Here is an 18,834-nt window from a genome sequence, read left to right on the forward strand (position 1 = left end):
GCGTTACCTCCCGTTCACCTATGTTGTGCAGGCTAAGTATCTATGAGCCCCGCACAGACCGTCCCCAGCGCCCAGCGTGCCCCCCGCGTTTTGTTGACCATCACAGGACTGCGTCAAGACACAGTAACCGCGGCTGAAAAAATGCGGGATGCAGCGCGGGCGCTGGACCTGCACGCCGGTTTGGTGCTGACAGTGCAGGGGCCGAACTGGCGGCTGAAGGATGACCACGCGGCGCTGGAACTGATCCACGATTCTGCTGCCCGCGGCCACGAGCTGCTGCTCGGCGGGCTGGGGCCGCTGGGCGGGGCGCACGGCAAGGGGGAGTTCCACCGGCTCGGCCGTCACGAGGCAACACTGCGGCTCTCCGCCGCCACCCGCCAGCTGGATGCTCTCGGGTTGAGCCCGAAGGCATTCGCCCCGACCCGTTGGCTGGCGTCGGAGGACGCTCTACAAGCCGCCAGTGAGGTGGGGTTCGCAGTCGCAGCGGATGCGTACACCATCCGAGACCTCACTGACCTCGCTAATGACAAGCGCCATCCGGTGCGTGTGCTCGCGTTCGGCGATGGGTTTGGGTCGGTGAAATGGTGGCGTCGCAACGTCCTCAACAGCGCGCGCCGCAGCGCCGCGAAGGGCAAAGACATCCGCCTTTCCATCAGCGCGGCGAAGGCTAGTAAAGACGACGTGGCAGGCGATATGCTGCGCATTCTCGAGCTGCTGCGGGACAGTGGCTACCAGCCAGCGAACTACTGCGACTACGTCGATCGCCAGCAGGTATCTGTGGCTTAAAAACCTGCCACTTCGCAGTGTTACCATGGGGCGGTAAATACCTTCCGAAAAATACCGCAAAGCTGGGAGAATATAGAAGCCATGGCTCGTGTAGTCGTCAACGTCATGCCCAAGAAGGAAATCCTCGACCCGCAGGGTCAGGCCGTTGTCCGTGCGCTGGGTCGCATCGGTATCAGTGGGGTAGAGGACGTGCGCCAGGGGAAGCGCTTTGAACTGGAGGTCGGCGAGGGTGTCTCGCGCGAAGACCTGGAAAAGATCGCCTCCGACTTGCTGGCCAACACCGTGATCGAGGACTACGAGGTAGTCGTAGAGGGTGCAGAAGCCGTGGCAGGCGGCGCGGATGTGGAGGCAAAGTAAGTGACCAGCCGCATCGGAGTAATCACCTTCCCCGGCACCTTGGATGACGTCGATGCCGTGCGCGCCGTGCGCCTGGCGGGGGCGGAGCCGGTGGAGTTGTGGCACGCTGACGAAGATCTGAAGAACGTTGACGCTGTGGTTGTGCCCGGCGGTTTTTCCTACGGCGACTACCTGCGGGCCGGCGCCATCGCTTCCATCGCCCCGGCCATGAAGTCCGTAGTGGCTGCCGCGGAGCGGGGCACCCCCGTGCTGGGCATCTGCAATGGCTTCCAGATTCTGCAGGAAGCCGGCCTGCTGCCCGGCGCCCTGACTCGTAACGAGGGCCTGCACTTTGTGTGCCGCGATGTTTACCTAGAGGTCGAAAACACTTCCACCGCGTGGACCAACCAGTTCGCCGAGGGATCCAAGATCCTGGTGCCGTCTAAGCACGGCGAGGGGCGCTTCCAGGCCAGCGAGGAGACCCTGGAGCGCCTCGAAGGCGAAGGTCGCGTAGTGTTCCGCTACGCCGTGAACCACAACGGATCCCGCAACTCGATCGCCGGTGTGTGCAGCGAAAACGGCCGCGTAGTTGGCCTGATGCCACACCCAGAGCACGCAGTGGAAACGCTGACGGGCCCGTCCCTTGACGGACTGGGTCTGTTCCAGTCGGTCCTGTCCACGCTCGTTTCCTAAATTTTTCTTCTTACAAGGAGCACCCGATCCCCATGATTCACAACGACACGGTCGCCGACGCTAAGGCCAACCCGGATCTGGAGCAGCCGTACCACGAGCTGGGCCTGAAGGACGACGAGTACGCACGCATCAAGGAACTCCTGGGCCGTCGCCCTACCGATGCGGAACTGGCGATGTATTCCGTGATGTGGTCTGAGCACTGCTCGTACAAGTCCTCGAAGACGCACCTGCGCTACTTCGGCGAGACCACGACGGACGAGATGAAGTCCAAGATGCTCGCCGGTATCGGCGAGAACGCCGGCGTGATCGACATCGGCGATGGCCACGCCGTGACCTTCAAGGTCGAATCCCACAACCACCCGTCCTACGTGGAGCCCTACCAAGGCGCAGCGACCGGCGTGGGCGGCATCGTCCGCGACATCATGGCAATGGGCGCGCGCCCGGTGGCGGTGATGGATCAGCTGCGCTTCGGCCCGGCCGACCTGCCGGATACTCAGCGCGTGCTGCCCGGTGTGGTCGCGGGTGTGGGTGGTTACGGCAACTCTCTGGGGCTGCCGAACATCGGCGGTGAGACTGTTTTTGACGCCACCTACGCGGGTAACCCGCTGGTCAATGCACTGTGCGTGGGCACTTTGAAGACCGAAGATCTGAAGCTGGCCTTCGCCTCTGGCAAGGGCAACCGAGTGATCCTTTTCGGCTCCCGCACGGGCCTGGATGGCATCGGTGGCGTATCCGTGCTGGCCTCCGACACCTTCGAGGAAGGCGCGGAGCGCAAGCTGCCCGCCGTGCAGGTGGGCGACCCCTTCGCGGAGAAGGTACTGATTGAGTGCTGCCTGGACCTGTACCGCGCTGGCGTGGTCGTCGGCATTCAGGACCTCGGTGGCGCTGGTCTTTCCTGCGCCACTGCAGAGCTGGCTTCCGCCGGTGACGGCGGCATGCACATCAACCTGGACAATGTGCACCTGCGCGCTGAGGGCATGACCGCCGCGGAGATCTTGTCCTCCGAGTCGCAGGAGCGCATGTGCGCCGTGGTGGAGCCGGAGAACGTGGATGCGTTCATGGAAATCTGCCGCAAGTGGGACGTGCTGGCCTCCGACATCGGCTGCGTAACCGATGGCGAGCACCTCGTCATCGAGCACTGCGGCGAGATTGTGGTGGACGCTTCGGCACACACCATGGCCGAAGAAGGCCCGGTCTACGAGCGCCCCTACGAGCGCCCGGCGGAGCAGGACGAGCTGAACGAGCCCCGCGGCGTGGAGTTGCCGGAGACCTCCCAGGAGGTCCGTCAACAGATCCTGGACCTGGCGGCCTCCCCGGCGCTGTGCTCCCGCGAGTTCATCACCGAGCAGTACGACCGTTACGTGCGCGGCAACACCGTCGCGGCCAAGGACGCGGACGCGGGCGTGCTACGCATCGACGAGGAGACCGGTCGCGGCATCGCCGTTTCTACCGACGCCTCTGGCCGTTACACCCGCTTGGATCCCCGCACTGGCGCACAGCTGGCGCTGGCTGAGGCCTACCGCAACGTCTCCATCACGGGCTCCACCCCTGTGGCAGTCTCCAATTGCCTGAACTTCGGTTCCCCGGAAGACCCGGGCGTGATGTGGCAGTTCCGTGAGGCCGTGCATGGCCTCGCCGATGGCTGTAAGGAGATGGGCATCCCGGTTACCGGCGGTAACGTCTCCTTCTACAACCAGACCGGCGATACCGCTATTCTGCCGACCCCAGTCATCGCAGTGCTGGGCACCATCGACGACTGCGCCCACCGAATCCCACAGCAGCTGCCGAAGCCAGCTGCCGAGGGGGAGAAGCAGGAGGAGTACCACCTGGTTCTGGTGGGTGCGGAGACCCGCGAGGAGCTCGGCGGCTCCATTTGGCAGCAGGTCGTTCACGACGAACTGGCCGGCATGCCGCCGCAGGTGGATCTGTCCGTGGAGCAGCGCCTGGGTGCTTTCATCACCGATCAGCGCGACAAGATCGTCGCAGCCCACGACCTTTCCGAGGGCGGCCTGTCGCAGGCCGTCGTGGAGCTGGCAATCCAGTCCGGCCGCGGAGTAGCCATCAATCCGATGCTCAGTCAGCACGAGTCCGCCGTAGTGGAAGGCCGCACGCTGGCACAGCAGGCAGCGGTGGGGCTGTTCTCCGAGACCGCTTCTCGCGTGCTGCTGGCCGTAAGCAGCGAGGACTACGGCGACCTGATGCGCGCTCTGGCCGAGACCGGCCTGACCGGTGGCTGGATCGGCCTGACCGGCGTTAACGACGCGGCAGATCAGCCGGTCATTCGCTTCGGCTCCGGCGTATACCCGGCGCTTCCTTTCGGCGGGGAGGTCGAGCTCGACCCGGCCAAGGAACACGATGAAGACTTCGACGTCGTCATTGCCCTGGAAGCAGCCGAGAATGCGTGGAAGTCCACGCTGCCTGCGCTGTTCAGCCACGCGGCAGGGAATAACTCCGTCATCTAAGGTGCCGAAGAGTAAGGCACTGAAGAGCTAGAACGGAGAAAGGGTCCCGCGACCGGGATGGTCGCGAGCCCCTTTTGCTGTGCTTAAACGCAGCGGCAGGCTTTACTCTACGAAGCGGAAATCGCGGTTGCTGGGGCTAACCAACGGCCGCGGCAGGAACTCCTTGCGCAGGTTACGCAGCGTGGAGGCGTGCTCCTCCAGACGCTTATCTTCGCTGGTCACCGGCGTGTACTTGCGGGCTTGCAGCGGGTTACCATCCAGGTCGATGGCGATGTACGTCATGGACGCGTGAATAGCTACCGGCAGGTTGCCCTTGCCCTCGCGCGGGTCGCCAGCGCGCAGGTGCACCATCACTGTCATCGAACGCTCGTCGGTGCGCACCAGGCGTGCGTCCACCTCCACGAGGTCGCCGATGTGCACCGGACGGTAGAAGCGAATACCACCGGCGTACACCGCAGTGGTGCGCTCGCCGGTCCACTGCATCGTGCAAGCGGTGGCCGCCTCGTCGATCCATTCCATGGCGGTTCCGCCGTGGACGTTGCCACCCCAGTTCACGTCCGTTGGCTTCGCCAGGAAGCGGTTCACCAGCTCCGGAGCGGTGGACTTGTCAGTGTAGGTCTGGCGCAGCATCTCCTCTTCGATGGCCTTGCGCAGCTGAATGCGGGAAAGCGCGGCATCTTCTACGCGCTTTTCCTCGTCGGTCGTCGGAACGTAGGAGGGGATTTGCTTGGACTTACCGTTTTCGTCCAAGGCAACGAAGATCACCAGGCAGTCGCAGGCACGGGTGAACACGCCCTCGCGCGGATCTGCGGATAGCACCTCGTTGACGATGTGCATGGAGCTGCGGCCGGTGTATGCAATGCGGCTGCGGACCTCCACCATGTGGCCCGAGGGGATTGGGCGAGTGAAGTGGATGTGGCCCACGTAAGCGGTCACACAATAAGACTGGGCCCAGCCGACGGCACAGGCATAGGCGGCCTTATCGATCCACTCCAGTACACGGCCACCGTGCACGCCCATCGCTCCGGCCATCAGCACGTCCGTCGGTGCGGCGAGGAAGCGCAGCGTCACCTTTGGGCTGCGCTCTGGGGGAGCCTTCGCCGTGTCGTCAGATGCATTGTGCTCGCTGGGGGTGGTGTTTTCTGCGCTGTCCGCCACGGGTCGCTGCCTTCCTTAAATTCCCTGTACTAGAGTCCCTGTACTTCTTTAGTGTTCAACTTCCCAATACTAACGCGCCCTACACTTCGGTGTTCGATATAGCACTACTATTTCAGCAGTACAGTTTTCAGGCATGAAGCGTTTACACGGCCCGGAACTGTCAGCCGCTGCTCGCAGCGCAGTTGAAGCGGTGTTGCCCTGGGTAAAGCATCCCACAGGGCAGCCCCGTCCCCCGCGCGCCGAAGTAGCTGCGGCGGTTCGCCTGTCTGCGGCTGTCTTGGAGGAACTGGCTCCTGGCCATTCCGTTGAGGTGCGGGTTCCCCCCTTCACGGCGATCCAGTGCATCGCTGGTCTGGAGCATCGTCGTGGCACCCCGCCGAATGTGGTGCAGTGTTCGCCGATTACGTGGCTGCGCCTGGTTGTGGGGGCCGAGGATCTTTTGGGTTCGGACGCCGACACCTCCGGAACCCGCGCTTCCGCCGTCGCTGAGCACCTTCCACTGTTTAAAATTTGAGCTCGCTTAGTCAGCGAAAGGGCACCCCTTTGGGTTAGTGCGGATGGGCTAGTAGAGTCGGCATAGTGGCAAACATTCAAGGCCAGAGAAAACAAACAGAGACAGAACCGTTGCTGAGCCCGTTCGACGACCGGGGTGAGACCGAGCCCCGGGAGGAATGTGGCGTATTCGGGGTATGGGCACCGGGGGAGGACGTTTCCAAGCTGACGTACTACGGCCTGTACGCACTGCAGCACCGCGGCCAGGAGGCCGCGGGTATCGCAGTGGGCGACGGCGACCAGATCGTCGTGTTTAAGGATCTGGGTTTGGTCAGCCAGGTGTTCGACGAGCAGTCGCTCGAAGCCCTCAAGGGGCACATTGGCATGGGACACAACCGCTACACCACTGCCGGCGGTAATAGCTGGGAGAATGCGCAACCCATGTTCCGCATGGCTCCCGATGGAACCGACGTGGCTCTGGGCCACAACGGCAACCTGGTGAACCACCGGGAGCTCACTCAAGAGGCCGCTCGGTTGGGTCTGGTTGACCCGAAGGAAAACCCCTCAGATTCGCTGGTCATGTGCGCCCTACTGGCCGCCGAGACCCGTGAAGGTCATGGCGTAGAGGAAGCAGCCATGGAGCTATTCCCGAAGGTCAAGGGTGCTTTCTGCGTGCTGTTTACCGACGGTGACGCACTGTACGCTGTCCGTGACCCGCAGGGTGTGCGTCCGTTGTCTATCGGTCAGCTGGCCGGTGGCGGCTGGGTTGTCGCTTCCGAAACCGCGGCCTTGGATATCGTGGGCGCCCGCTTCGTCCGTGACGTGGAGCCGGGCGAGCTGGTGGCCATCGACGGTGATGGTGTGCGTTCTCGCCGATTCGCAGAGACCAAGCACAAGGGTTGCGTATTCGAGTACGTCTACTTGGCCCGTCCCGATTCAGTGATTCGTGGTCGGTCGGTGAATGGCACCCGCCTGGAGATTGGCCGAAAGCTAGCCGAGGAGGCCCCGGCTGAGGGCGACCTGGTGATTCCCGTGCCGGAGTCCGGCACGCCTGCAGCCGTGGGCTATGCCCAGGCTTCGCGCATTCCCTTCGGTCAGGGGTTGATGAAGAACGCCTACGTGGGGCGTACCTTCATCCAGCCGTCGCAGACTATTCGCCAGCTGGGTATCCGGTTGAAGTTGAACCCGCTGCGCGAGGTCATTGAGGGCAAGCGCCTGGTGGTGGTGGATGATTCTATTGTCCGCGGCAACACCCAGCGTGCGCTGATTAAGATGCTGCGCGAGGCCGGGGCGAAGGAAGTGCACGTCCGCATCGCCTCGCCACCCGTAAAGTGGCCGTGTTTCTACGGCATCGACTTCGCCTCGCCCACCGAGCTGATTGCGAATAATGTTGATCCCTCGGACCCGGTGGAGGGCATTCGCCGGGAGATCGACGCGGACTCCCTAGCATTCGTCTCGACCGAGGCGATGGTAGAGGCGTCACAACAAAGCAGCGAGGAGCTGTGCGCGGCGTGCTTCGACGGTGTGTTCCCGCTGGGCATGCCGAGCGACGACCCGAACGCGGCGTTGGTAGAAACGATGCTGAAGCAGCAGGCGAAGAATTAAGAAAGCTTAGAAAGCAAGGACAAGCCATGAGTGAGCACCCCGATAACTCCCCGAAGCAGGCAGAGGGCGCATCGTACGCCGCTGCCGGTGTAGACATTGAGGCCGGCGATCGCGCGGTAGAGCTTTTCGCGCCCCTGGCCAAGAAGGCCACCCGCCCCGAGGTGCGCGGCGGGCTCGGTGGCTTCGCCGGCCTGTTCGCACTGGGTGATTATGAGAAGCCGTTGTTGGCTGCGTCCTCCGACGGTGTGGGTACCAAGCTGGCGGTCGCCCAGGCGATGGATAAGCACGACACGATCGGCCGCGATCTGGTTGCGATGTGCGTGGATGACCTGGTGGTTTGCGGTGCCGAGCCGCTATTCCTGCAGGATTACATCGCTATCGGCAAGGTTGTGCCCGAGCACGTTGCCAGCATCGTCGCCGGCATCGCCGCGGGCTGCGAGGAAGCCGGTTGTGCGCTGCTGGGAGGCGAGACTGCCGAGCACCCCGGCGTGATGGAGCCTCACGAGTACGACGTCTCCGCCACTTCCGTCGGCGTGGTCGAAGAGGCGAACTTGCTGGGGCCGGATCGCGTGCGCCCGGGTGACGTGGTGATCGCCATGGCTTCTTCCGGCCTGCACTCCAACGGTTACTCTCTGGCGCGCCACGTGCTGCTGGATACCAAGCAACTGCCGCTGGACGGCCACATCGACTCCCTCGGTCGCACACTGGGGGAGGAGCTGCTGGAGCCGACCCGTATCTACGCCCTCGATTGCCTGAAGCTAGCCAGCGAGTGTGACGTTCACACCTTCGCCCACATCACCGGCGGTGGCCTGGCCGCCAACCTGGGGCGCGTGATCCCGGACGGACTGGTCGCAGAGCTAGAGCGTTCCTCCTGGACCCCCGGCCCGATCTTCCGTCTGATTCAGGAGGAAGGTCAGGTCTCGCAGGAGGAGATGGAGAAAACCTTCAACATGGGCGTAGGCATGGTCGCCGTCGTCGCTGAGGACGATGCCGAGCGCGCACTCGCGATGCTGACCGCCCGCCACATCGATGCCTGGCGTCTGGGCGAGGTCCGCCCAGCACAGGATGGACAGTCCGGCGCGGTCCTGGATGGCGAGTACCGCAGCCCGGTGAACTAAAACGGGCTCAGGTTAAGAAAAACTCCCGCAGCTGTGCTTTTCAAAAGCACTAGCTGCGGGAGTTTTTCTACTGAATAGGTTGGCTTTTACCGCGACCCGTTAGAGTATTTGTCCTCGTAGTCGTCGGCGTAATCGTCGCTGTAGTCGTCGTAATCTGCAGCGTAATCGCTGTAGTCATCCTCGTAGTCGTCGTACTCGGTATCGCCGCGGGAACCGGACCCCCGGTTCTGCGACTGGCCAGAGAGTTCCCTCTGTAGCCTCTCCAGATCCATCTCCGGAGCGTTGTACTTCAACTGACGAGCAACCTTGGCTTGCTTTGCCTTGGCACGGCCGCGACCCATGGCCTGACCCCCTTGCGGTGTCCTCGAGTGGCGCGGGAGTTCGGCCACCCTTTTCGTTTACAAGTTAAGTTTCTTCCTGCCCTACACCATAGCGGGTACCAATCATTTTTTCCCAAAAGCCCCCTCCCACAGGGTTCGCAGGCGCGGGAGCTTTCACATTGAATTCCCCTATGACCTGCGCTGTTAAGGCTATGAGAAGGGGGTTGAGCCAAAGTGAGGTTTTCTAATTTTTCCCGCGCAGGCGGTTGATCGCGGCGCGACCCGGTCGGATCGCGTCGTCTTGATCCGCATTGGCAAGGTCGCTGGGATCAATCGATGCGTCGATCCCATCAGCGAGTAGCGGGGGGACGTCGCTATTTTTGGACGCCAACTTCTCCACCACATTGCGCTTCACCAAAGCCAGCGCGATCGGTCCGTAGTCGCAGTCGTGCACGCTGGACCCGACGCGGCCGATTGCGCGACCCCCTGCAGTAAGTTCGGCACCTACTTCGGGCAGTCGGTTGGCGGACCCGTCCAGCTGCAGCATTACCAACACGCGTGGAGATTTGCCCAGATTATGCACTCTGGATACCGTCTCCTGCCCTCGGTAGCAACCTTTGTTCAAGTGCACGGCGGCCTCGGTGGGGCCCGCGGAGACATCGTCTAGTTGGGTGGCGCCGCTGATTCCCCTGCCAATGAAGGCGGGAATCTCGTGGGGGATAGCACGATCGTCGGTATCCACACCCAGCACTGGCTGGCGTGCCTGCACGCGGAATGCGTCGTAGGCCATGCGCCCGGTGGGCTGGGCGATGTTGTTTAGCTCGTCCCAGGAGCGGGTGAAACCCTCGCGGGAAACCCACAGGTCGAGAGCCTGGAGTTCGCCGATAGTTCCGGTCCTCCATAGTTGCAGATCTATATTTTCTGGCACGTTGATCTTCAACTGAGCGGGCAGGGCGGCGGAGGAGGTGGCGTCATAGGTAAAGAGCGAAGAATCCGTGGCGAGGTCCGTGCCAATCACCGTGAGCCGCGCCCACGGCAGGCGCTCGACGGAGACCTGCGACCAGAAAACCATCTTGCTCAGATAATCCTCGAGTGCATCGGCGTGGGTGGCTGGTGTGTCGAGGATCAGCGCGTCCTCGGTGGCGAGGATGCCGAAGAAGTGCTCAACGTGGCCCTTAACGTCGAGGATCAGCCCGAAGGTAGCCTGGCCGGGCTCGATCGCGTTGACTTTCTGGGAGATCAGGTTGTTGAGCCAATCGCGGCGCTCCGGCCCCGAAACGCGGATTGCCACTCGATCCCAGAAGTCCACAAGGCCGGGCTTGCCATCGCCGACCCTGGATTGTTCGGTGAGAGGGTTGCCGTAGTGCCAGGCGGTGGCGGTGCTCTGAGCTTCGGTGGCCTCGCGGCCAGACAGCGCGCTGGCGCTAGGTGCGTGGTCGAGGATCGGGCTGTGAGTCAGATCAAACACACAACCCATCGTAGGACGGGGTGGGCTTGGCGTGCCAATAGCGGCGCTCTATTGGGCTTGAAGAACCTGCGGGATTAGTTCGGGAATAGAATGGGAAGCATGAGCAATCAGGAAGCAAAGTTCGTAGTCGTGGACGTCTTGGGGGAGGGCGGTACGGCAGCCACCGCCCAAGAACCGCAGGTCCGGGACGCGACCGTGCCGATGATCTACGCAGACGACCTGGCTGCCGTGCGCGGCGACGGGGTTTTCGAGACCTTCATGCTGCGCGGTGGCAACGTTCGTAACCGCGAGCGCCACGCCACTCGCTTCCTCAATAGTTCCGCGATGCTGGACCTGCCGGAGCCGGATCTGGAGCGCTGGTTCCGTGCCACCGACATTGCTGTAGCCGCCTTCGAGGCGAAGAACGGGGCGGGGCAGGAGGCCGCGCTGCGCTGGGTTTATTCGCGCGGGCGAGAATCCACGGGCCAGCCGACGGGCTGGGTTACAGTAGCGCCGGTTAGCTCGCACGTGTTGCACGACCGGGAGCGCGGCGTACGGGTGATGACGGCCGAGCGGGGGTTCCGCATCGACCTATCGGAGCGGTCCCCGTGGGCGCTCATTGGAGCGAAGACGCTGTCCTACGCGGCGAATATGGCTGCCCTGCGCAGTGCGAAAGCCCGCGGGGTGGACGATGTAATCTTCCTCTCCGACGAAGGGCTTGTACTGGAGGGGCCGACCTCGACCGTAGTCGTCGCAGAAGTGGATCCGACGACGGGGGAGAATAAGCTCGTTACCCCGCCGGCGCATGTAGGAATTCTGAAGGGAACCTCGCAGGCTGCACTCTTTAAGCTGGCCGAGCAGCGCGGATGGGCGGCGGAGGAGCGGGTGTTGCGAATCGAAGACCTCACCGCTGCCGCCGGTGTGTGGCTAGTCTCCTCGGTGCGCGTGCAGTCGCGGGTGACCGAACTGGACGGTAGGCAGTTGCCCCGTCCGGACATTGCCGACGAGGTAGAAAAAATGGCCTGGGAGGCTGTGACCGGCTAGCCGACCACGCGGGACAGTTGCGCGGACTGCCAGGGCACCATCTCGCCGTCGATGAGGCGCTCGTCGACCCAGCCGAGGTCGTTGTTCGGCATCAGACCGTAGAGGCGCTTGCCGGGGCCCAGGTTCGTCGGGCCGGTGGCCGTCGCCATCGTCGAGGCGCTTTCTAGCTGCCAGGCGCGCTCGTTTAGTGGGCTACCGTACAGGATCTCCACCATGCCATCGGAGTGAGTGAGGATCATCTCGATCTCATCATCATCGTTGATACGCAGGAAGCCGGACTCGCGGCGACCAGGAGTCTCGGTCGGCTGCCCGTCTTCATCCATGCGCCAGGTGCGGGAATCGTAGCTAATGCGGTTCTCGCCGTCGTGGGCGAAGACGACTTGCTGGCCGAAGGTGAACTCTTCCTCGCCGGGATGCGCCGCCTGTCCTTGGCCGCGCCATACGCCGATCAGTGGCAGCAGGGCTAGCAGCCCATCGTGCAGGTTGGGCCCCTTGCGCAGGTTGGCTGTGTCATCTGGGATGGGCATGTCGCCGAACTCCGGCAGGTTCTTGTCACTGGTGGACTTGGACTGCTCGGCGGCCAGGTTTACCGCTTCGTTCGCGTCGACCTTGAACTTCTTCTTTTCTTCTTCAGCCATACTCCTAAGCCTATAGGCTGGGGAGTTCTTCTTCACTCAAGGGTCGGGATCGCGGAGCCAGATCGGACAGGCTGATCTTCGTATACACCTTCGAGGTTTCGACGAATAACGAGCCGCCGGATACGTAGACTCGTTCCGGGTCGCCCCGCATGGGTAGTTCCTTGCCTGGGATGCTGAGGCTAAAGGCGTCAATAATACGATCCGCGATGGCCCCATCCAACGCGGATTCGTCTGTGACATCCTTGGCTTTGATGTCCAGCCCGTCCGGTGCGGAAAGGATCTTAAGTGGAGTGATCTTCATGGTTCCGGCGACGATGCGCAGCTTAACCTCAACTTTTGCAGGTTTGGCGAAGCCCTTTGGCTTGCCTTCGAAGATCGCTTCGGTCTCCCAGCCGCCGCGGGGCGAGATGTCGTCGAGATTCTGGATCTGCAAGGCCTCGATATCCATGCGGTTGCCCAGCAACACGCCGTCCAGCTGTAGACGGGTGAAGACCTTGCGAGCGGGGGCGTTTTCGATGGTGCCGTTGAAGACATCGTCGGCGGAGACCGTAATGTACTGCGCCGAAGTTTGAACGCTCATCAGCCCGAAGCCCGGTACGTCCACGTCATTGGCGACGACGGTGACCGCCTGCAACTCATGGCTTAGTGCTGCGCCGGTGTAAGGGAAGCCGGCTACCTGCACCTTCGGCGGATTGGCCAGGTTCGAATCCGCGTACAGTGCCTCGGAAATCTTGTGCTCGGCTCGTGCCGCAATCACGTTATCGACGAGCATCGCCACGAGTAATACCAGCACAAGGGTAAGCGCACCGCGAATCGCGATCTTCTTCACTTGGCTGGCCCCCTTCTCGAGCGTTTTCCTGTTTTCTTCAGGTTACTAGGTGTTCCTGTTTCTTCTTATTGACGCCACGCTTCCGCCGCTTCAAACTCAGCGAAGCGTCAAGAAACCCTTTAAATCTTCCCCACGACGGGAAGATTTAAGGGACAATCGAGGGCATGGCTATTACCTACGACACATATGAAGACCTGTGGGAGCACTCTGAGGTGTTGGAGGGGGTTCACGAGGTACTGAGCGAAGTCGCTGAGGTGGATGGCGTCCCTGCCATTAGTGAAGCTTTCTTACGTGGCATTGACGAAGATCGTGGACATAAGCATGTGGTGGCAATGAATGGCGACCGTGTGGTCGGTGTGCTGGCGATCGACCCGGACCGCGTGATTGAGCTGGCCGTTGCCCCAGAGGTTCGCCATAGCGGGGTGGGGATTGCCTTGTTTGAGGCTCTACGCGATCAGTTGGGCGTAAGCGGGGCAATTGACGTCTGGGCGCACGGGGATTCCGCGGGCGCGCAGCGCTTTGTGGAGTCGTTGGATGCCCGTCGAACCCGCGAGCTGCTGAAGATGTCCGTGGATTGTCCTCCGGCAACCAAGGCTGCCAAGGCTATTGAGGCTGGCGGAGCGGAAGCGGAGAAGCGCTGTCAGGAACAGGATATTGAAGTCTTGTCCTATGCCGAATCCGTGGCGCGCTTCGATGCGGATTCCGTGGACGCCGAGTGGGTGCGCGTAAACAACGAGGCCTTCGCGTGGCACCCGGAGCAGGGTGGCTGGAACACGGACCATTTGTGTTCCGCCCGCGATACCAATTGGTTCGACCCGGATGGGGTGCTCATGATGTGGGTGCGGGACGAGAATTCCGCTGCCGAGCGAGTGGGGATTCCCTGCGCGGCAAACGGTGGTGCTGGCAATGACGATGTCTTCCGCCTGGTGGGTTTCCACTGGACGAAGATTCCGCTGGCGGAAAAGGAAAAGGATGCCGGTGAGCGGGCAGGCGAAGTATATGTCGTGTGCCTAGCTGACGATGCTCGTGGAAGAGGGCTAGGGCAGGCGATCACTCAATTGGGCATGAGGTCGTTGTTGGAAAACGGTTGTGGGCGCATTGAGCTTTATGTGGAGGGCGATAATGCACCTGCGGTCTCTACCTATAAACACCTCGGGTTCGAAGTTGTGCACACCGATGTGGTCTATCGCGGCTGTCTCTAATGGGGGGCTTTGGTCGGGCTTTGGCCAGGCTTTGGTCAGGCACTGATGGCCTCTGAGGGGGCTCTAGGGGAAAGCGTTGGAGTTACGCTGCTCTTGAGCAGACAGTCTTAATGTTTCTCCAAAATCTCCTGAGAAGACCTGATGTGGCTAGCTAGGCGTCACTAATTGCGAAGAGCGTTCTGCTTCGCGATTGGTGAACTTTAGGTTAAATCAGGTCACCTCACGCCACACGGGGGTAGTGGTTAGGTGTGGTGTTGAGGGTATCTTGGAGCGTCTTTCTGTACCGAGAAAGTTTGTTGTGCTGCATAAATGCTGTTGTTCACCTGGTGTTCACTTACAGCACTCTTTAAATCCATAAGCGGGGATTAATTTTTGGGGTGACGCAAGAGTGGCTCTACAACTGCGAGCTTCTCCTGTAAGACACTTTCTGTACTTCTGACACATTTTCGGAGGAAATCCTCGTGAAGTTCACCATGAAGCGCGCCAGCGCTGCAGCTGCGACTCTGTTCGCTGGTTCCCTGATTCTGACCGGCTGCTCCAATGCTGACAACAACGAAGGCGGCGGCAGCAGCAGCGAAGGCTCTCGCCCGATGGAGGAGGCTACCGGCGAACTGCGTGGCGAAGGCGCTTCCTCGCAGGACAACGCAATCCAGAACATCTTCGGTCCGGCGTTCTCTGAGACTGGCGCAACCCTGGCTTACAACGCGTCTGGTTCCGGTGACGGCCAGAAGAAGTTCATCGCTGGCCAGGCCGATTTTGCGGGTTCCGACTCTCCGCTGAAGGATGACCAGATCGCGGACGCTAAGAAGCGTTGCGATGGAAACGACGCATGGCACCTGCCGATGGTTATCGGCCCGGTTGCAATCGCTTACCACCTGGAGGGCGTGGACGAACTGAACCTGTCCACCAAGACCGTTGCCAAGATCTTCAAGGGCGAGATCAAGAAGTGGGACGACGAGGCCATCAAGGCTGAGAACGAGGGCGTTGACCTGCCGTCCGACCCGATCGAGGTTGTGTACCGCTCTGACGAGTCCGGCACCTCCGACAACTTCCAGAAGTTCCTGGCTGCTTCCAGCGGCGAGTGGGACTCTGAGGGTAAGAGCTTCCCGACCAAGGTTGGCACCGGTGCTCCGAAGTCCAAGGGTGTTGCTGACCAGGTTGCAGCTACCAACGGTGCAATCACCTACGTTGAGTCCGGCTTTGCTGAGGAGCTCGACGCAGTCAACATCGCCAAGATCGACTTCGGTTCCGGCCCGGTTGAGCTGAACAAGGAGAACGTGAACAAGGCTCTGGCTGAGGCTGAGTTCAAGGGCGAGGGTAACGACCTGGTCGTTGACTCTGAGAAGCTGTACAGCATGAACGGCGAGGGCGAGTACCCGCTGGTTCTGACCACCTACGAGATCGTCTGCTCCGCTGGTTACGACGACAACACCTCGAAGCTGGTCAAGAACTTCCTGAACACCATCCTGAACAACCAGAACGATGAGCTGGCTGACCAGGGCTACATTCCGGTGGACGGCGAGTTCAAGTCCAAGCTGGAGAAGTCTGTCGACGCTCTGAAGTAATCAAACGCTGGCATTCAGACAGCAATGTAACCCCCGCTCGTTCTTCGACCGGGGGTTACAGTCTGAATACGGCAACTAGAGTGACGCGAAACACTTTTCATTTTTATTCCGGTACCGAATGGTACTGAATAACGACCTTCTAAGGATCCCTCATGGCAAACGCCAATAAGGTTGAGGTCGCCAAGTCCGCAAAGGCAGAGGGCGACACTCCTCAGCCGAAGCAGGATCACCAGCTGGTGCAAGATAGCCAGCGCTCCGGCGGTGGCAGCGTTAAGCGCCCTGGTGATGTTGTTTTCGAAACGCTAGCGAAGACCTCCTCAATCCTGATCACCGTGATCATCGGTCTGATCGGTTTGTTCCTGATCATGCAGGCAGTGCCGGCACTGAGCCGCCTGCGCGACGGCATCTTCAGCTTCTTCACCTATGGTGAGCGCTGGAACACCGACTACACCAACAACGACGGCGGGTGGATGCAGTTCGGCATCCCGAACCTGTTCTTTACTACCGTCCTAGTTTCGATCGTCGCCCTTCTGCTGGCCATGCCGGTTGCGCTGGGCATTGCGATCTTCCTGTCCAACTACTGCCCAAAGCGCTTCATCAAGCCCCTGGGCTTCATGATCGACCTGCTGGCAGCAGTGCCTTCTATCGTGTTCGGTATCTGGGGCGCTTATGTTCTCGGCCCGGCGCTGGGAGACTTCTTCGAGTGGCTGTCTGGCTGGGCCGGTGGTTTCTTCCTGTTCAACCACCAGCAGGGTAGTTCTCCGCCGTTCTCCACTTCTCGAAACATCTTCACCGGTGGCATCGTTCTGGCAATTATGATTCTGCCGGTCATCGCAGCCACCACCCGAGAGGTGTTTGTGCAGACCCCGAAGGGCCATGTCGAGGCCGCGCTGGCTTTGGGCGCAACCCGCTGGGAAGTTGTCCGCATGACCGTGCTGCCCTTTGGCCTGTCCGGCTACATTTCCGGTGCAATGCTGGGTCTCGGCCGCGCACTGGGTGAGACCATGGCCCTGTACATGGTCATCGCTAGTGCGCCGGACTTCCGCGGCTCCCTGATGGACGGTGGTACGACCTTCGCAACCGCTATCGCTGCAGCCGCGCCGGAGTTCAACGACGAGCTGAAGGCGGGGGCCTACATCTCCGCCGGCCTCGTCCTGTTCCTGTTGACCTTCCTGGTCAACGCTGCCGCCCGCGCCGTTGTGGCGAAGAAGTAGGAGAAGAGAACAATGACTGATGCAGCAACTGTAGAAAACAAGAAGTCCTCTTCGTCCTCCGAGCTGTTTACCCAGATCTCTGGTAAGCGCAAGGCGGTCGACAAGTTCGCCACCGTCATCATCTACTTCGCTATGGCTCTGGCTCTGGTTCCACTGCTATGGGTCCTGTTCAAGGTCCTCAGCGAAGGTCTGCCTGCGGTTCTTAACCCCGACTGGTGGATGTTTGACATGGTCGGCCAGCCTCGTAACAAGGCCGGAGGCGGTGCAGTCCACGCCATCATCGGTACCTTGATGCAGGTTCTGGTTACCTCCGCACTCTCCATCCCGATCGGCGTGTTCACTGCTATCTACCTGGTGGAGTACTCCCGCGGTGGATTCCTCGGCCGAATCACTACCTTCATGGTTGACATTCTGACCGGTGTCCCTTCCATCGTCGCCGCTCTGTTCGTCTACGCAATGTGGATCACCATGTTTGGCTTTGAGCGCTCCGGCTTTGCCGTGTCGCTGGCGCTGGTGTTGCTGATGGTTCCGATCATCGTGCGTAACGCGGAAGAAATGTTGCGCGTGGTTCCAATGGACCTGCGTGAGGCTTCTTACGCACTGGGCGTGCCGAAGTGGAAGACCATCGTGAAGATCGTCCTGCCAACCGCTCTATCCGGTATCGTCACCGGCATCATGCTGGCCGTCGCCCGCGTGATGGGCGAGTCCGCGCCGGTGCTGATCCTGGTCGGCTCCACTACCAAGATCAACTGGAACCCGTTCGAAGGCGGCCAGCAGTCCCTGCCGTTGTACATGGTCGACCTGTACGGCGCGGGTAGTAACGAGTTCGTGCTGGAACGCCTGTGGGGCTCCGCACTGACCCTGGTGCTGCTCGTGGCAATCCTGATGATTGGCGCCCGCCTGATCTCGAAGCGCTATTCGGTGAAGGTCTAAGGCTAACCCCAAGTCTTTGACCCCCACCGGGAACAAACCCCAAACAAAGCCTTTTTCTAGGAGAACAACACAATGGCTAAGCGCCTAGACCTCAACGACGTCAACATCTACTACGGCGATTTCCACGCTGTACAGGACGTCAACCTGCACATTCCGCCGAAGGCCGTGACAGCCTTCATCGGCCCGTCCGGTTGTGGTAAGTCCACCGTGCTGCGCACCCTGAACCGCATGCACGAAGTTATCCCCGGTGCATACGTCAAGGGCGAGATTTTGCTCGACGGCGAGGATATTTATGGTCCGAAGATCGACCCGGTGGCAGTCCGAAACACCATCGGCATGGTCTTCCAGAAGGCCAACCCGTTCCCGACGATGTCCATCGAAGAGAACGTGGTTGCTGGCTTGAAGCTGTCCGGCGAAAAGAACAAGAAGAAGCTCCGTGAGGTTGCAGAGCGCGCACTGCGCGGCGCCAACCTGTGGGACGAAGTCAAGGACCGTCTCGACAAGCCGGGCGGCGGCCTGTCCGGCGGCCAGCAGCAGCGCCTCTGCATCGCCCGCGCCATCGCCGTTGAGCCGGAAGTTCTGTTGATGGACGAGCCTTGCTCCGCACTGGACCCGATCTCCACCCTGGCGGTAGAGGATCTGATCCACGAGCTGAAGGAAGACTTCACCATCGTCATCGTGACGCACAATATGCAGCAGGCAGCCCGTGTGTCCGATCAGACCGCTTTCTACTCCCTGGAAGCAACGGGCAAGCCAGGCCAGCTGGTCGAGGTTGGACCGACCAAGCAGATCTTCGAAAACCCGACGAAGAAGGAGACCGAGGACTACATCTCCGGTCGCTTCGGATAGAACTTCTACCCGTCTATTAAGCGGGTACAGGATTATACGAAAAGTGTCTTCGGCAGGTTCCTGCTGAGCCTGCCACCCACTAGCGGGGTTCCGGTATTAACCGGAACCCCGCTTTTGGCGTCAATAATAAAAATAAACGGCAT

18 protein-coding genes are annotated in these 18,834 nt (G+C 61.2%); 13 read left to right on the forward strand and 5 right to left on the reverse strand.

Annotated elements, in window-relative coordinates:
• The first annotated feature begins 42 nt into the window (after window positions 1-42).
• The 4 genes from CJEIK_RS01865 (at window position 43) to purL (ending at window position 4,277) form a co-directional block, all read left to right on the forward strand.
• A complete protein-coding gene (locus tag CJEIK_RS01865) occupies window positions 43-786 on the forward strand; it encodes a DUF2334 domain-containing protein (RefSeq protein ID WP_005296665.1) in 744 nt (247 codons plus the stop codon).
• A gap of 81 nt (window positions 787-867) precedes the next feature.
• Complete coding sequence (purS, locus tag CJEIK_RS01870) at window positions 868-1,143, forward strand: phosphoribosylformylglycinamidine synthase subunit PurS (RefSeq protein WP_005296664.1); 276 nt, start codon at window positions 868-870, stop codon at window positions 1,141-1,143.
• Entirely contained in the window at window positions 1,144-1,815 is a 672-nt protein-coding gene (purQ, locus tag CJEIK_RS01875) for a phosphoribosylformylglycinamidine synthase subunit PurQ (protein WP_005296661.1), read from the forward strand.
• Window positions 1,816-1,847: 32 nt separating this feature from the next.
• Window positions 1,848-4,277, forward strand: coding sequence for a phosphoribosylformylglycinamidine synthase subunit PurL (gene purL / locus CJEIK_RS01880; protein ID WP_005296659.1), 2,430 nt, complete (start codon window positions 1,848-1,850; stop codon window positions 4,275-4,277).
• A 102-nt stretch (window positions 4,278-4,379) separates the two neighbouring features.
• On the opposite strand, the gene CJEIK_RS01885 is transcribed toward purL, so the two are convergent.
• Window positions 4,380-5,435, reverse strand: a complete 1,056-nt coding sequence (locus CJEIK_RS01885; protein ID WP_005296657.1) for an acyl-CoA thioesterase — start codon at window positions 5,433-5,435, stop codon at window positions 4,380-4,382.
• 133 nt (window positions 5,436-5,568) lie between these two features.
• On the opposite strand from CJEIK_RS01885, the gene CJEIK_RS01890 reads away from it, so the two are divergent.
• The 3 genes from CJEIK_RS01890 (at window position 5,569) to purM (ending at window position 8,650) form a co-directional block, all read left to right on the forward strand.
• On the forward strand, window positions 5,569-5,949 hold the full coding sequence (locus tag CJEIK_RS01890; RefSeq protein WP_050760846.1) for a sterol carrier family protein: 381 nt from the start codon (window positions 5,569-5,571) through the stop codon (window positions 5,947-5,949).
• A 110-nt stretch (window positions 5,950-6,059) separates the two neighbouring features.
• Window positions 6,060-7,532, forward strand: coding sequence for an amidophosphoribosyltransferase (gene purF, locus CJEIK_RS01895; protein ID WP_005296652.1), 1,473 nt, complete (start codon window positions 6,060-6,062; stop codon window positions 7,530-7,532).
• A gap of 26 nt (window positions 7,533-7,558) precedes the next feature.
• The gene (purM, locus tag CJEIK_RS01900; RefSeq protein WP_005296650.1) at window positions 7,559-8,650 is read left to right on the forward strand and encodes a phosphoribosylformylglycinamidine cyclo-ligase; all 1,092 of its coding nucleotides are present in this window, start codon (window positions 7,559-7,561) and stop codon (window positions 8,648-8,650) included.
• An 86-nt stretch (window positions 8,651-8,736) separates the two neighbouring features.
• Here the strand turns inward: purM and CJEIK_RS01905 are convergent, their stop codons facing one another.
• Together CJEIK_RS01905 and ygfZ are read right to left on the reverse strand one after the other, a co-directional pair.
• The gene (locus CJEIK_RS01905; protein WP_005296647.1) at window positions 8,737-8,991 is read right to left on the reverse strand and encodes a DUF3073 domain-containing protein; all 255 of its coding nucleotides are present in this window, start codon (window positions 8,989-8,991) and stop codon (window positions 8,737-8,739) included.
• Window positions 8,992-9,214: 223 nt separating this feature from the next.
• A complete protein-coding gene (ygfZ, locus tag CJEIK_RS01910) occupies window positions 9,215-10,447 on the reverse strand; it encodes a CAF17-like 4Fe-4S cluster assembly/insertion protein YgfZ (RefSeq protein ID WP_005296644.1) in 1,233 nt (410 codons plus the stop codon).
• Between the two features lie 81 nt (window positions 10,448-10,528).
• On the opposite strand from ygfZ, the gene CJEIK_RS01915 reads away from it, so the two are divergent.
• On the forward strand, window positions 10,529-11,461 hold the full coding sequence (locus tag CJEIK_RS01915) for an aminodeoxychorismate lyase (protein WP_005296641.1): 933 nt from the start codon (window positions 10,529-10,531) through the stop codon (window positions 11,459-11,461).
• Here the strand turns inward: CJEIK_RS01915 and CJEIK_RS01920 are convergent.
• Both CJEIK_RS01920 and CJEIK_RS01925 read right to left on the reverse strand, forming a co-directional pair.
• A complete protein-coding gene (locus CJEIK_RS01920) occupies window positions 11,458-12,099 on the reverse strand; it encodes a heme-binding beta-barrel domain-containing protein (protein WP_005296637.1) in 642 nt (213 codons plus the stop codon). The two genes, CJEIK_RS01915 and CJEIK_RS01920, sit on opposite strands and share 4 nt — an antisense overlap.
• 10 nt (window positions 12,100-12,109) lie before the next feature.
• Window positions 12,110-12,928: an LmeA family phospholipid-binding protein gene (locus CJEIK_RS01925; protein WP_005296634.1), complete on the reverse strand. Its 819-nt coding sequence runs from the start codon at window positions 12,926-12,928 to the stop codon at window positions 12,110-12,112.
• A gap of 164 nt (window positions 12,929-13,092) precedes the next feature.
• Between CJEIK_RS01925 and mshD the strand changes: the two genes are divergently transcribed.
• The 5 genes from mshD to pstB all read left to right on the forward strand — a co-directional run bounded on the left by mshD (window position 13,093) and on the right by pstB (window position 18,691).
• On the forward strand, window positions 13,093-14,130 hold the full coding sequence (gene mshD, locus CJEIK_RS01930) for a mycothiol synthase (RefSeq protein ID WP_005296631.1): 1,038 nt from the start codon (window positions 13,093-13,095) through the stop codon (window positions 14,128-14,130).
• A 461-nt stretch (window positions 14,131-14,591) separates the two neighbouring features.
• Window positions 14,592-15,695 (forward strand): phosphate ABC transporter substrate-binding protein PstS, encoded by a 1,104-nt coding sequence (gene pstS / locus CJEIK_RS01935; RefSeq protein ID WP_111712294.1) that lies wholly within the window; start codon window positions 14,592-14,594, stop codon window positions 15,693-15,695.
• 152 nt (window positions 15,696-15,847) lie between these two features.
• Window positions 15,848-16,909, forward strand: a complete 1,062-nt coding sequence (gene pstC, locus CJEIK_RS01940; protein ID WP_005296625.1) for a phosphate ABC transporter permease subunit PstC — start codon at window positions 15,848-15,850, stop codon at window positions 16,907-16,909.
• Window positions 16,910-16,921: 12 nt separating this feature from the next.
• Complete coding sequence (gene pstA / locus CJEIK_RS01945; protein WP_005296621.1) at window positions 16,922-17,842, forward strand: phosphate ABC transporter permease PstA; 921 nt, start codon at window positions 16,922-16,924, stop codon at window positions 17,840-17,842.
• A 72-nt stretch (window positions 17,843-17,914) separates the two neighbouring features.
• Window positions 17,915-18,691: a phosphate ABC transporter ATP-binding protein PstB gene (gene pstB / locus CJEIK_RS01950; protein WP_005296618.1), complete on the forward strand. Its 777-nt coding sequence runs from the start codon at window positions 17,915-17,917 to the stop codon at window positions 18,689-18,691.
• The last annotated feature ends 143 nt before the right edge of the window (window positions 18,692-18,834 follow it).

This window comes from Corynebacterium jeikeium (assembly GCF_028609885.1).
Taxonomy (GTDB): Bacteria; Actinomycetota; Actinomycetes; order Mycobacteriales; family Mycobacteriaceae; genus Corynebacterium; species Corynebacterium jeikeium.